Source organism: Mycobacterium sp., from assembly GCF_039583805.1.
GTDB lineage: Bacteria > Actinomycetota > Actinomycetes > Mycobacteriales > Mycobacteriaceae > Mycobacterium.
On sequence record NZ_JAVKSH010000015.1, the window covers coordinates 22,222 to 34,988 of the forward strand.

Sequence of the window (12,767 nt, forward strand, 5' to 3'; positions counted from 1 at the left end):
AGGAAGATCTCCCACTCCGTCTCCAGCGACAAACTCGTCGGACGCCGCCGACCATCGGACTCGACCATGAACTGCCCAGGTCGCCCGAGAAGACTTCCAGCGTTGGGTAATTCCTGACCCACATCTCTGCGGCCCCACATCTCTGCGGCCCCACATCTCTGCGGCGACGTCAGACGCAACACACGGCTATTTTCTGCTGCGAGTCAGCGCCCCTTTGGTGGTAAGCACCTTTTGTGCGGTGATTTTTTCGGTCCTGCGGGCCTCCCGCTCGAGGTAGCGCTGCTTGGACACCTCGAACTTCTCGCAGGTGTCCTCGAACTCTTTGATCAGCACCGCCAGATCGTCGCGCATGGCGGCGGCCTCACCGGTGAAGTCTTCGCGTTCGAAAATGCGCCACTTCTTCAGCACCGGCATGACGACCTCGTCGAGGTGAATGCGCGGGTCGTACACGCCGCCGACCGAGATGATGACGGCCTTGCGCCGAAACTCCGGAACGGTGAAGCCCGGCATCTTGAAATTTCGCAGCACCCGGTGCACGGACTGCAAGGCCTGGTTGGGCGCGATGTCCAGGCCGGCCGCGGTGACGTCGCGGTAAAAGATCATGTGCAGGTTCTCGTCGTGCGAGACCCGGGCCATCAGCTGGTCGGCGATCGTGTCGTTGCAGGCCTTACCGGTATTGCGGTGCGACACCCGGGTGGCCAGCTCCTGAAACGACACGTAGACAACCGCGTCGAACAGGCTTTCGGCGAACAGGTCGCCCTGCTGGTTCTGGCCCGGGCTGAAACCCCTGGTCAGCTGCTCGACACGCAGTTTCTCCAACTCGATTGGGTCGACCGCGCGGGTCACCACCAGGTAGTCGCGCAGCGCTGTGCTGTGCCGGTTTTCCTCCGCCGTCCAGCGGTTGACCCACTGGCCCCAGGCGCCGTCCATACCGAAGTTCATCGCGATCTCGCGGTGATACGACGGCAGATTGTCCTCGGTGAGCAGGTTTTGCACCATCGCCACCCGAGCCACATCGGAGAGCTGGGTTTGCCCAGGCTCCCAATCCTGCCCGCCCAGTGCGTAGAAGTTCTTGCCGTCCGACCACGGGATGTAGTCGTGCGGATTCCATTCTTTGAACTTCGCGATGTGGCGGTTGAGAAGACCCTCGACTACGGGTTCAAGCTCGTGCAGCAGCTGTGAGTCGGTCACGCCCCGGGACATAGCCCCTCCACGTATCTGTGTCTGTCAGTACCAGATAATATATCTGTGTACCCGGGTAACATTCAAGTCCGACACGCGATGAGAAAGATCTCGTAGCGACGGCGACAAGACCTCGTCGGGAAACGCCGTACGTCAGTCCGTGGAGCCCAGCTCCGGCGAGAGCGATTACCACCGGCATGGTTTCCCGTTCGCCGACGACGTTGGCTGGTCGAGGAGAACCGGCGCGCCGGCAAGCAGGTGCAGATCGGCGGCGGCGCAGGATCTTGCGGATCGTGATGACCGGCCCTCAACGGGCCAGCTGATTGCCCGAGCAGAAGGGAGCGCCGAAGCCGAAGGCGACGCGGTCGGGGCGCGCCGGCTGACGCCGGCTCCTGCGAGAACGTCAGCATCGCGCGGTGTCGACGTCGCACTGACTGCCCGTCAATGCCATTCACGCCACAGCCTGCAACACCGGGATGCTCAACAGCGACCCGATCTACACGCTGTTGCGGCCCGACCTCGAGCACCGCCCCCAGCAGTTGCCGGCACCCGGCAGCCTCCCTCTCACTCGTGCAGTATCGGCAGGCCTCCCGCGTGACGGGATCGAAAGCCACGCAATCCCCTTCGAGGAGCCCGTAGAACGTCCTGATGGGCCCCATCCGACGACGCGGACGACGCCACCGCGCTCGAAACACAAACGCACGCCGGTCACGTCAGCGGTGGCGACCGCCGGCAAACCTAACCCCGTCAGGGGTATCCCTGTTGCGGTATGGCTAGCCAACGTTCAGCAGCCTAGCGTCGTGCCCACCGGCGCGTACTTCCAGACCGAATCCACGTTGACCAAAGCCGAGATCAAAATCGCCACCAATGTCATCAACGGGCGCTGGTCGGCGGCCTACGCCAACTACGAACACGAATGGATTGCCACGGACCTCGGCGGCCTGGCACCCGAGCAGGTACAGCAGCTCATCGAAGGTCTACCAAACATTCGACGACCCCCGCCAGCAAGTCGTCTACGAACTCGCCACGACTCTGACCCAGCCGCGGGTGGTGCCGACGGGGCTGTTCCAGCGGGCGCAACGGCTGCTCGGTGACGCCGGCATCGTCGACGTGACGGTCCTGATGGGACGGTTCACCGCCCTGTCGCTGACGTTGATGGCTTACGACGTCCCGTCCAACGCCGTCGGACTCGACCAGTAACCATCGCCACGAAAGCGAGCCTGTCTGATGCCCTTCACCCCTTTACCGACAGTGACTGTGACTCCGGTCGCTTACTTTCCGCAGAAGTACTTCCTGGAGAACCTCGCCGTCCCCGGCGACGGTTCGGTCCTGGTCACCGCGTTGCTGCAGAAGGAGCTTTGGTACGTTCCCCGACCCGAACCAGACGGGGAAGTTACACCGGTGCTGGTGCACACCTTTGGGCAGATGATTTCCGGCATCGTCGAAGTCGAACCCGACGTGTTCGTGGTCCATCTGAGCGATGGCTACCTCAGCCACGAATCTCACTTGGCGCGTGTCGCTTTCACCGATTGGACGCCCGGTGGACCGGTGTCGCCCGAAATCATCTACACCTTCGACGACCGGGTCCGCGCACTCAACGGCAGCTGCCTGCTCGGTCCCGGGGTTATGCTGTTCGCCGACTGCTTTGCCGGGCTCATCTGGCGAATTGATCTGGGAGACGGGACCAAAAGGGCGACAGGCCGGATCTGGCAGGCCCACGACACGATGGCGATGGATCCCGACAGCGGGGTCCCACCACCGCCGCAGCCGGGCGTCAACGGCGTTCGCTACGGTGGACAAAGCGGCTACCTGTGGTACACGTCGACTGCCCAGAAAGCCTTCATGCGCGTCGCTGTCGACCCGACGACGCTCGAACCCGCCGGCTGCCCCGAGTTCGTCGCCGCCATTGACAATGCCGACGACTTCTGCGTCGACGAGAACCCCGGATTCGCCTACGTCACCCGCCACCGCGCCCACACCATCGATCGGGTTCCGCTCGAACCCCGGCACGGCAGCGAGGTTTACCACCTCGCCGGAGACCCCTTCGACGAACTTCTGATCGGTCCATCCAGCGCCGCCTGGGGCCGCGGACCCGCCGACCATGGGCGAGTGGCCTACGTGACCACCGACGGCGGCACCACCGCGCCGCCGGACGGGGGCGTGCGCAACGCGGCACTGCTGCGCGTCGAACTGCACCCGCACGCCGCGTGATGAACCGGCCGAACGAGCATTGAACCATTGAGATCTAGGGAGATTAAGCCATATCAGCTGACCCAGCCGCGATGGGCGGCCGATTGTCGCTTCAGGACCGCGAATCGTGTTGTCCTGCAATACACACTCTGTTCGATCAGATGCTCGACACAGTCATCCCCTGGGCCGAGTCGGCGGGCTTTCAGGTCTGCAACGATGCCGGCCAGCTCATCGGACCGTTCAACCCGGCGTTGCTGAATCCGGCTATCGGGTGGGCCTTTCTCGAGCTCCAATTCACGGAGGAACAGCACACATCGTTGAGCGAACGGATGCGCCAAATCGTCATTCTGACGGTGGGCGCGATCTGGCGTGCTCCCTGCGAGCTCTATGCCCATTCTGCAGTCGCCCGGCAGGCTGGATTGTCCGACGACACGGTCGATGCGCTGGCCAACGGAGAGTTGGCCGACGACCTGACCGAACCGGAGGCGGTGGCACACCGCGTCGCGCGGGCCCTGACGGTCGAGCACCGTATCGACGAGGCACTGTACCGCGACGCTGAAGGTCCGTTCGGCAGTGCCGGAGTCATGGACATCGTCGTGCTGGCCGGTATCTATCACACCGTGGGCGCAATTCTCAACGCGCATTAGCGATTCCGGCGCCGGGCGACGGGCTGAATCGTCTGTGAGCCGCAGCGTTAGCGGGCCCACGCCCAGGGATAGTGTGGCCCATCGCCGGCCACCGACTCGCGAAACGCACTCGGTGATTTCCTGCGCGCCCGTCGTCGGCTCGTCACAGCCGAGGAGGCCGGCATCCCGGCCACCGGCCGGCGCCGCGCGCCGGGGCTACGCCGCGAAGAGCTCGCAACGCCGGCCGGCGTGAGCGCCCCCTACTACACCCGCCTCGAACAGGGTCGCGATCACCACCCGTCGGCGGCCGTCGTCGACGCGCTCGGCCGTGCGCTGCGACTCGACGAGCAGACACTCGTCTACTTCCGGCGTCTCGCCGGTCAGGCCCCCTGTGATCACCGACCGCCGGGTGGCGGAGAATCCCTGCGGGACAGCGTTACAGCCCTGGTGCACAGGATCGACCTGCCGGCACTCGTCATCGGCCGCTACCGAGACGTGCTGGCTGCCAATCGTCTTGCCCAGTTGCTGCATGTCGGCTACACACCCGGGGAGAATCTGTTGCGGTTCGTGTTCTTCGACCGCCGCGCATGTGAGCGTGTCATCGACTGGGACCAGGTTGCGGCGCGGGCGGTTTCGACACTGCGCGCCGACGCGAGCGTTGACGCAGACGATGCGCGCCTGCGCCGGCTCGTCGACGAGCTGTCGCAGGGCAGCACACAATTCCGCGACCTGTGGGCGCGTCACGACGCCGGCACGTTCAGCACCGGACAGATCGGCTTCAACAACCCGCTCGTCGGGCCAGTCAGACTCACCTTCGAGTCCCTTGGCATCGCCGGGGCGACCGGGCAATCGTTCGGCATCCTCTTCCCCGCCCCATCCTCGCCGGACGAACGGGCGCTGCAGCAGCTCGCCTACTCCTCGGGTATCTCGCGCTCGATCTCGTCGAGCCAGGCCCGCGCCGACATGTCCGACGGGGCCCGCCAATCCCCGCGCGGCGAGAGCGATCCGCCCTGAGACACCTTGGGCCCGTTAGGTAATGCCGAACGTTTGAACTGACTGAACGAGTAGAACCGCTGCACGAACACCCCCAGCCAGTGCCGGATCTCCGCCAGCGAGTACGACGGCCGCTTGTCGGCCGGGAACCCGACCGGCCAGCTGCCGCGGTCGGGGTCGCTCCAGGCGTGCCACGCCAAAAATGCGATCTTCGACGGCCGGAACCCGCAGCGCAGCACCCAGAACAGCGAAAAGTCCTGCAGCGCATACGGCCCGACCTTCGCCTCGCTGCTTTGCGGAGCTTCCGGCGCGGCGGGAACGAGTTCGGGTGTGATCTCGGTGTCCAGCACCGACTGCAGCGTCGCGCACACCTCCTCGTCGAACTGCCCCGAGGAAATCACCCAGCGGATCAAATGCTGGATCAACGTCTTCGGCACACCGGCGTTGACGTTGTAGTGCGACATCTGGTCGCCCACACCATAGGTCGACCAGCCCAGTGCCAACTCGGAAAGATCCCCGGTGCCCAGCACGATGCCGCCACGCTGATTGGCCAGCCGGAACAGGTAGTCGGTGCGCAGGCCGGCCTGAACGTTTTCGAAGGTGACGTCATACACCTCGTCCCCGCGCGCGAACGGGTGATCGATCTCGGCAAGCATCAACTCGGCTGTCGTGCGGATGTCGATTTCTTCGAAGGTGACACCGAGCGCCCGCGACAACCTGATCGCGTTGCTCTTGGTGCGCTCGCCGGTGGCGAACCCCGGCAGCGTGAACGCCAGAATGTCACTGCGCGGCCGGTTTTCGCGGTCCATCGCGCGCGCGGCGACGATCAGGGCGTGCGTGGAGTCCAGCCCGCCGGACACCCCGATGACGACCTTGGGATAGTGCAGCGCGCGCAGCCGCTGCTCGAGCCCGGCTACCTGGATGTTGTAGGCCTCGTAGCAATCCTGTTGCAGCCGTGCCGGATCCGACGGCACGAACGGGAACCGCTCGACCGCACGCAACAAGCCGATGTCGCCCGACGGCGGATCCAGCGCGAACTCGACGCGCCGGAACGACTCTGTCAGCGCCCGGTGGTGGCGCCGGTTGTCGTCGAAGGTGCCCCTTCGCAGCCGCTCCGAGCGGAGCAGTTCGAGGTCGACATCGGCGACGCTGCGCCGTTCGCCTTTTCCGAACCGCTCGGACTGCGCCAGCAGCACCCCGTTCTCCCAGATCATCGTCTGGCCGTCCCAGGCCAGGTCGGTCGTCGACTCCCCTTCCCCGGCCGCGGCGTAGACGTAGGCGGCCAGGCACCGCGCCGACGCCGAGCGGGCCAGCAGCCCGCGGTCCTCGGCGCGGCCGATGGTGATCGGGCTGCCGGACAGGTTGGCCAGCACCGTCGCACCGGCCAGCGCGGCCTGCGCGCTGGGCGGCACCGGCACGAACATGTCCTCGCAGATTTCGACGTGCACCACGAAATCGGGCAGATCGGATGCGGCGAACAACAGGTCGGGGCCGAACGGGGCGGCGACGTCGCCGATGTGGATCGTGCCACGCTCGTCGTCGCCCGGCGCCATCTGGCGGCGCTCGTAGAACTCGCGGTAGGTGGGCAGATACGACTTGGGCACAACGCCCAGCACGACACCGCGGTGGATGACCGCCGCGGTGTTGTAGACGCGGTGCCGGTGGCGCAGCGGCGCCCCGACCACCAGCACGGGCAGCAGGTCGACCGACGCCGCAGCGACACCGAGCAGAGCGGCTTCGACGGCGTCGAGCAGGGCGTCCTGCAGCAGGATGTCCTCGATCGAATAGCCGGACAGCGTCAGCTCGGGGAAGACCGCCAGGCCCACACCGTCGTCGTGACAGTCGCGGGCCAGCCGCAACACCGAGTCGGCGTTGGCCGCCGGGTCCCCGATCGCGGCGTGGTGCGTACACGCGGCGACACGCACGAATCCCTGGCGATAGGCGTTGTAGAAGTCCATCGTCCCCTCATTGTCGCGCGGCCGGCCCACCCCGCGCACCACCGGGTACCGCCGGTCCCGGTGACAGACCCGGGCAGCGCCCCGACGTCGGGCATCGGCTTTCCCCGTCCGCAACCACGGCAATTTCGTCGGGGCAAGGACTTTGGGTCCGGCACGCCCCGGTGGCTGTGGTGCCGCCCAGTTGTGCTCTGCGGCGACTGCGGTGATCCCGACGCGAGCGCGCGGCATGCCATACCGCAGGGCCGGACCGGCGTGCGAACACGCGCGCCGGCGTGCGGCGGCTACCCTCGAAGTGATGACGAGCGCCGAATCCCCCGAACTGGTCGCGTTGCTGACCGGCCGTCGGATCGCGGTGCTGACCGGCGCCGGGATGTCCACCGACTCGGGCATACCCGACTACCGGGGGCCGGATTCGCCACCGAGCAACCCGATGACGATTCGACAGTTCACCGGTGATCCGGTGTTTCGGCAACGGTATTGGGCGCGCAACCACATCGGCTGGCGGAACATGGACGACACGCTGCCCAATGCCGGACACCGCGCCCTGGTCAGGCTCGAACAGGCCGGCGTGGTGGTCGGCGTCATCACCCAGAATGTCGACCTGCTGCACACCAAAGCCGGCAGCCGCAGGGTGATCAACCTGCACGGCAGCTACGCCCAGGTGGTCTGCCTGAGCTGCGGGCTGACCATGTCGCGGGCCGCGCTGGCCGCACAGCTGGAGTCGCTCAACCCGGGATTCATCGAACGGGCGCAGGCCACCGGCAGTCTGGCGGCTGCCCCCGACGCCGACGCCGCCGTCACCGACACCGCCGCATTCCGGTACCTCGACTGCCCGTCCTGCGCGGGAATGCTCAAGCCCGACATCGTCTACTTCGGCGAGAACGTGTCGAAACCCGTTGTCGACCAGGCATATTCACTGGTCGACAACGCCGGGGCGCTGCTGGTGGCGGGTTCGTCGCTGGCGGTGTTCTCCGGCTACCGGTTCGTGCGCCACGCCGCCACCCGCGGCATCCCGATCGCCATCGTCAACCGCGGGCCGACCCGCGGCGACGACCTGGCCGCGGTCAAGGTCGACGGCGGCTGCTCGGAGCTGTTGACGTTGCTGGCCGACGAGTTGTCCGTGGTCGCCAGGCGCTGAGCCGCACACGGGTTGGCAACTGCCGGCATTCGACCATGGGGGAGATGGCAAACGTGTGTTCCAGACAATATTTGCGGTGTGTGAATCGGACCGAACTGCCGACGGCGAGACGGGCAAGACCTGGGGCAAAGAGACGATCCGCGTTGACTGCGACGGTCCGTGGCTAACACCGGTGTCGAAGGCCTTCGGTAGCAATGCAACTGGTGTGTGTTTGCGAAGGTTCCTATCCTTCACAGGTTTCAACGGTGCGCCGCGCACTTGGTTGAGGGTTCGTCAGGTAGTGGGGCCGGAGGTTCAGCCGCAGCATGTGATCGAGTAAGCGGTCGGCCCAAGCGCGCCAACCGTACGAGGATTGCAGCGTCACGCCCGATGGGGTACCGAGCACGCCGTGGACGAGGTGAGCTTCCGGCAAACACCGATACCGACGTCTTGCTCACCACCTTCCCGGCACCGCCCTGCTATCGCATGGTGACCACCGGCGATCCCGTCGACGACGGTCTCATCGCCCAGTCCACACGCGTCACCCTCGCAGCAGCGCGCGCCGGATCGCTGTCGGGGTGATCCAAAAGCCGGCTGCCGCGACGACGGCGTGATGCAAACCCGGCGAAGGCTGACGCACCGACTCGGCTGGCTCGGCCGCCCGCGAAGCCACAAGCCACGTGGCAGCGAGCCTTGCCTGCCGGAAAGCACAACTGGACGTCCGTAGGCCTGGCGTCCTTGGCTCACGGGTGGTGTCAGCAACCGAGCGAATCTCGTTGTTCCGCATGCCCGCAAGGGGATCGCTGAGCGACGCACGGAAGCCGGACGTACGGCTATAGACCGCCGAGCCGACGTAGAACCTCGGAGAGCCGGCCACCCATCTCATCGAATCGGCGGTCGAGCTTGACATCCAGGGCGTCGACTTTGTGATCGATACGCTCGACCAGCTCGCAGAGCGCGTCAATGTCGGCACGCCGCTGGCGCACCTGACGCTGGATTTCGGGCCGGGACACTCCGGGAATCATAGCGGCCATCGAAGTCGTCAGCACCGGTTTGCACTGTGCTCCGCAACAGCTGGTAACTCCTCGCGGGGCGTAGCCTTGGGGGCTTGCCAACCTCCGTTGACCCTGGTCAGCGTTCCTGCGATCGCGACCCGAACCGCGAGATGTTCGGAGGTGAGATGCCGATCCGCTCTTTGTCCGATCCGGAGCCGGCCCGGCTGAGCGACTGGCCGGATGGGATCGCCGACGAGGACGCGGTCACCTACTTCACGCCGTCGGCAGACGACTTGTCCTGGCCCGCCGGTTTTTGTCCTGGCCAGCCGGTTTCAACCGCCAGCAGAACCGACTCGGCATCGCCGTTCAATTGTCGACCCTGCCCTGGCTGGGCTGGATTCCCGGCAACCTCGCGAGTTGCCAGCCCACGGCACGCAACGCGGCACGAGCCGAGATCTACCACCGGCTCGGGCCGCTGCTGCAGCCACCGAGGTCGATGCAGCTGGACGGGCTGCTCAAGGCCGAGCTGGACAAGCTGGACAAGCTGGAATTCCTGCGATGCCATGGCGTCCACGCGCCGGATCTGTCCCGACTCCCGGCGGGACGACGGTGGATCTATACCGCGACCAGGTCGTCGGCGTGCACCACCGGGCGGCGCAGCTCGGCGGGCAGCTCGGAGGTGGACCGGCCCATCATGGCCGTCAGTTCTCCGGCGTCGTAGGCGACCACCCCGCGGGCCACGGCGGTCGCATCCGGGCCGTGCAGGTCGACCACGTCACCGCCGTGGAACCGGCCGGCGACCGCGGTGACACCGGCCGGCAGCAGCGAACGGCGCCGGCGCAGCACGGCATCCACCGCGCCCTCGTCGAGGGTCAGCGAGCCGGCGGACTCTGCGGCGTAGCGCAACCAGAAGCGCCGCGCCGACATCCGGTCCGGCCGGGCGGCGAACACCGTGCCCACCGAGGCGTCGGCCAGCGCGCCGACGGCGTCGGCGGCGGCGGCCAGCAGCACCGGAACTCCGGCGTCGGCGGCCAGCAACGCCGCCGACACCTTCGACGCCATGCCCCCGGTGCCCAGCCGGCTGCCGCGCCCGGTGACCACGCCGTCAAGGTCGGCCGGCCCGGACACCTCGGCGACTAGCCGCGCCGGCCCTTTGCGCGGGTCGCAGTCGTAGAGCCCGTCGATGTCGGTCAGCAACACCAGCGCGTCGGCCCCCACCAGGTGGGCCACCAACGCCGAGAGGCGGTCGTTGTCGCCGAACCGGATCTCATTGGTGGCCACCGTGTCGTTCTCGTTGACGATCGCCACCGCATGCAGCGCCCGCAGCCGGTCCAGCGTGCGCTGGGCGTTGTTGTGGGACACCCGCATCGAGATGTCGTGCGCGGTCAGCAGCACCTGCCCGACGGTGCGGCCGTAGCGGGTGAACGCCGTGCTCCATGCGTTCACCAGAGCCACCTGCCCGACGCTGGCGGCTGCCTGTTTGGTGGCTAAATCCGTTGGGCGCCTTGTTAATCCGAGCGGTCCCAGGCCGGCGGCGATTGCCCCGGATGACACGACGACGACGTCGGAACCGGCCTTCATCCGGGCTTCGATCGTGTCGGCGAGGCCGGCCAGCCGGCCGGCGTCGAACATCCCGCCCGGTGTGGTCAGTGCGGTGGTGCCGACTTTGACGACGACGCGGCGCGCGCTCCGGATCGCCTCGCGTGCTGCCGGTGTCATGGGCCGAGCTCCCGGCGTTGCCGGCGGGCGGCCTTGCGTTCGGCGGCGCCGACCCGGTCGGTGCGCTCCAGGCGCACGTCGGTCCCGCGGCCCGACAACGCAATGTCGACACCAGACGGTGTCTGCGGCTCCCAGTCGAACGTCACATCCCCGATGGTGACGGCGCATCCCGGTCGCGCGCCCAGCCGCAGCAGCTCGTCTTCGACACCCAGGCGGGCCAGCCGGTCGCCGAGATAACCGACCGCCTCGTCGTTGTCGAAGTCGGTCTGGGCGATCCACCGTTGCGGCCGTGCGCCGCGCACCACAAAGCCGCCGACGCCGTCCGGCGACACGGTGAAGCCCGAGTCGTCGACCGGTACCGGGCGGATAACCGGCCGCCGCGGCACCGGCGCCGGATGTGCGGCGTGACGGGCCGTCACCATGTCGGATAAGGCGAATATCAACGGCTGCAGGCCTTCTCGCGTCGCCGTCGAGGTTGTGAACACCGGCCAGCCGCGCTGCTCGATCTCGCCGCGGACAAACTCGGCCAGCTCGCGCGCCTCCGGGACGTCGATCTTGTTGAGCACCACCGCGCGGGGCCGTTGGACCAGATCGCCGAGTGTTGAATCCCCCTGCAGGGTAGGCTCATACGCGGCCAGCTCGGCTTCCAGCGCGTCGATGTCGGAGACCGGGTCGCGGCCGGGATCAACAGTCGCACAATCCACGATGTGCACCAGGACCGCGCACCGCTCGACGTGGCGCAGAAAGTCCAGGCCCAGCCCGCGGCCCGCGGACGCGCCCGGTATCAGCCCCGGCACGTCGGCAACGGTGAAGGTGCGCTCCCCCGCCGAGACCACACCCAGGTTGGGCGCCAACGTGGTGAACGGGTAGTCCGCGATCTTGGGCTTCGCGGCCGAAATCGTCGACACCAGTGAGGATTTCCCGGCCGAGGGGAAGCCGATCAGCCCGACGTCGGCAACGGTTTTCAGTTCCAGCGTGAGATCGCGGGCTTGTCCCTGCTCGCCGAGCAGGGCAAATCCCGGAGCTTTGCGGGACCGCGACGCCAGCGCGGCGTTGCCCAGCCCGCCGCGCCCGCCGGCGGCGGCCTCGAATCGGGAGCCGGCACCGACCAGGTCGGCGAGCAGCCGTCCGGCGTCGTCGAGTACGACGGTGCCGTCGGGTACCGAGACGTGCAGGTCTGCGCCGGCGGCGCCGTCGCGGTTGGCGCCCATGCCCTGTCTGCCGGACGCCGCGACGACGTGCGGGCGGAAGTGGAAGTCGAGCAGGGTGTGCACCTGCGGGTCGACGACCAGGACGACGCTGCCGCCGCGGCCGCCGTTGCCGCCGTCCGGGCCGCCGAGAGGCTTGAACTTCTCGCGGCGGACCGAGGCGCAGCCGTTGCCGCCGGAGCCCGCCCGCACGTGGATCGCGACGCGGTCGACAAACCGGGGCATTGCGGGTCCTCTCACCCGTCGAGTGTGAAGCTATTGCGATATTTGCCTCGAATTTTCGCAGCAGTTTCACGTTCGATGGCCGCGACCCGCTGCGCCCGGCTTCGCCGCGCTGGCGATCTCGGCTCGCGACGCTTAGTCGGTCGTCGTGTCGGCCCCGACGACGCTGATGGTCTTGCGCCCCCGCGTGACACCGAACAGCACCGCTCCGGCGGCCTTGGCGAACAGCGTGTCGTCGCCACCGCGGCCGACGTTGACGCCCGGGTGGAAATGCGTGCCGCGCTGACGGACCAGGATCTCGCCGGCCTTGACGACCTGCCCGCCGAACCGCTTGACACCCAGCCGCTGGGCGGTGGAGTCGCGGCCGTTGCGTGAGCTGGAAGCGCCCTTCTTGTGTGCCATGTCTCGTTCGCCTCCCGCTCAGTGCTCTCTGTTCTTCGCCTGACGGCTCATCACTTACTGTCTGTTCTTCGCCTGACCGCTCATCACTTGATGCCGGTGACCTTCAGGACCGTCAGCTGCTGACGGTGGCCCTGGCGCTTGTGGTAGCCGGTCTT

Annotated in this window: 14 protein-coding genes and 1 pseudogene; 6 read left to right on the forward strand and 9 right to left on the reverse strand. The window is 67.2% G+C overall.

The genetic code is table 11. From position 1 onward, the window contains the following. Window positions 1–186 precede the first annotated feature (186 nt). A complete protein-coding gene (locus ABDW21_RS03425; protein ID WP_343600040.1) occupies window positions 187–1,203 on the reverse strand; it encodes an acyl-ACP desaturase in 1,017 nt (338 codons plus the stop codon). Window positions 1,204–2,103: 900 nt separating this feature from the next. On the opposite strand from ABDW21_RS03425, the gene ABDW21_RS03430 reads away from it, so the two are divergent. From ABDW21_RS03430 to ABDW21_RS03440, 3 genes are all read left to right on the forward strand, one after another. After that, on the forward strand, window positions 2,104–2,382 hold the full coding sequence (locus tag ABDW21_RS03430) for a hypothetical protein (RefSeq protein WP_343600039.1): 279 nt from the start codon (window positions 2,104–2,106) through the stop codon (window positions 2,380–2,382). Between the two features lie 57 nt (window positions 2,383–2,439). Then, window positions 2,440–3,393, forward strand: coding sequence for a hypothetical protein (locus ABDW21_RS03435; protein WP_343600037.1), 954 nt, complete (start codon window positions 2,440–2,442; stop codon window positions 3,391–3,393). 140 nt (window positions 3,394–3,533) lie between these two features. Beyond that, window positions 3,534–4,019 carry a carboxymuconolactone decarboxylase family protein gene (locus ABDW21_RS03440; RefSeq protein WP_343600035.1) on the forward strand — a complete coding sequence of 162 codons (486 nt, stop codon included), beginning with the start codon at window positions 3,534–3,536 and terminating at the stop codon, window positions 4,017–4,019. A gap of 195 nt (window positions 4,020–4,214) precedes the next feature. Here the strand turns inward: ABDW21_RS03440 and ABDW21_RS03445 are convergent, their stop codons facing one another. After that, complete coding sequence (locus tag ABDW21_RS03445) at window positions 4,215–4,397, reverse strand: hypothetical protein (RefSeq protein WP_343600077.1); 183 nt, start codon at window positions 4,395–4,397, stop codon at window positions 4,215–4,217. A 24-nt stretch (window positions 4,398–4,421) separates the two neighbouring features. Here ABDW21_RS03445 and ABDW21_RS03450 point away from each other — a divergent pair, with 24 nt between their 5' ends. After that, window positions 4,422–5,012, forward strand: coding sequence for a hypothetical protein (locus tag ABDW21_RS03450; RefSeq protein WP_343710061.1), 591 nt, complete (start codon window positions 4,422–4,424; stop codon window positions 5,010–5,012). On the opposite strand, the gene ABDW21_RS03455 is transcribed toward ABDW21_RS03450, so the two are convergent. Beyond that, the gene (locus tag ABDW21_RS03455) at window positions 4,910–6,949 is read right to left on the reverse strand and encodes an NAD(+) synthase (protein ID WP_343600034.1); all 2,040 of its coding nucleotides are present in this window, start codon (window positions 6,947–6,949) and stop codon (window positions 4,910–4,912) included. The two genes, ABDW21_RS03450 and ABDW21_RS03455, sit on opposite strands and share 103 nt — an antisense overlap. Window positions 6,950–7,244: 295 nt before the next feature. Here ABDW21_RS03455 and ABDW21_RS03460 point away from each other — a divergent pair, with 295 nt between their 5' ends. Next, on the forward strand, window positions 7,245–8,087 hold the full coding sequence (locus ABDW21_RS03460) for a Sir2 family NAD-dependent protein deacetylase (RefSeq protein WP_343600033.1): 843 nt from the start codon (window positions 7,245–7,247) through the stop codon (window positions 8,085–8,087). A gap of 351 nt (window positions 8,088–8,438) precedes the next feature. Beyond that, window positions 8,439–8,648 carry a TetR/AcrR family transcriptional regulator C-terminal ligand-binding domain-containing protein gene (locus ABDW21_RS03465; RefSeq protein ID WP_343600072.1) on the forward strand — a complete coding sequence of 70 codons (210 nt, stop codon included), beginning with the start codon at window positions 8,439–8,441 and terminating at the stop codon, window positions 8,646–8,648. 251 nt (window positions 8,649–8,899) lie between these two features. On the opposite strand, the gene ABDW21_RS03470 is transcribed toward ABDW21_RS03465, so the two are convergent. The 6 genes and pseudogenes from ABDW21_RS03470 to ABDW21_RS03495 all read right to left on the reverse strand — a co-directional run. Then, window positions 8,900–9,079, reverse strand: coding sequence for a hypothetical protein (locus ABDW21_RS03470; RefSeq protein WP_343600032.1), 180 nt, complete (start codon window positions 9,077–9,079; stop codon window positions 8,900–8,902). 250 nt (window positions 9,080–9,329) lie between these two features. Continuing rightward, a complete protein-coding gene (locus ABDW21_RS03475) occupies window positions 9,330–9,626 on the reverse strand; it encodes a hypothetical protein (RefSeq protein WP_343710059.1) in 297 nt (98 codons plus the stop codon). A gap of 50 nt (window positions 9,627–9,676) precedes the next feature. After that, complete coding sequence (gene proB, locus ABDW21_RS03480) at window positions 9,677–10,780, reverse strand: glutamate 5-kinase (protein WP_343600028.1); 1,104 nt, start codon at window positions 10,778–10,780, stop codon at window positions 9,677–9,679. After that, window positions 10,777–12,213, reverse strand: coding sequence for a GTPase ObgE (gene obgE, locus ABDW21_RS03485; RefSeq protein ID WP_343600070.1), 1,437 nt, complete (start codon window positions 12,211–12,213; stop codon window positions 10,777–10,779). The genes proB and obgE overlap by 4 nt, the downstream gene beginning before the upstream one ends. A 132-nt stretch (window positions 12,214–12,345) precedes the next feature. Then, window positions 12,346–12,612 carry a 50S ribosomal protein L27 gene (gene rpmA, locus ABDW21_RS03490; RefSeq protein WP_343600026.1) on the reverse strand — a complete coding sequence of 89 codons (267 nt, stop codon included), beginning with the start codon at window positions 12,610–12,612 and terminating at the stop codon, window positions 12,346–12,348. A gap of 83 nt (window positions 12,613–12,695) precedes the next feature. Further along, a pseudogene (locus ABDW21_RS03495) lies at window positions 12,696–12,767 on the reverse strand (50S ribosomal protein L21); the annotation flags it as partial.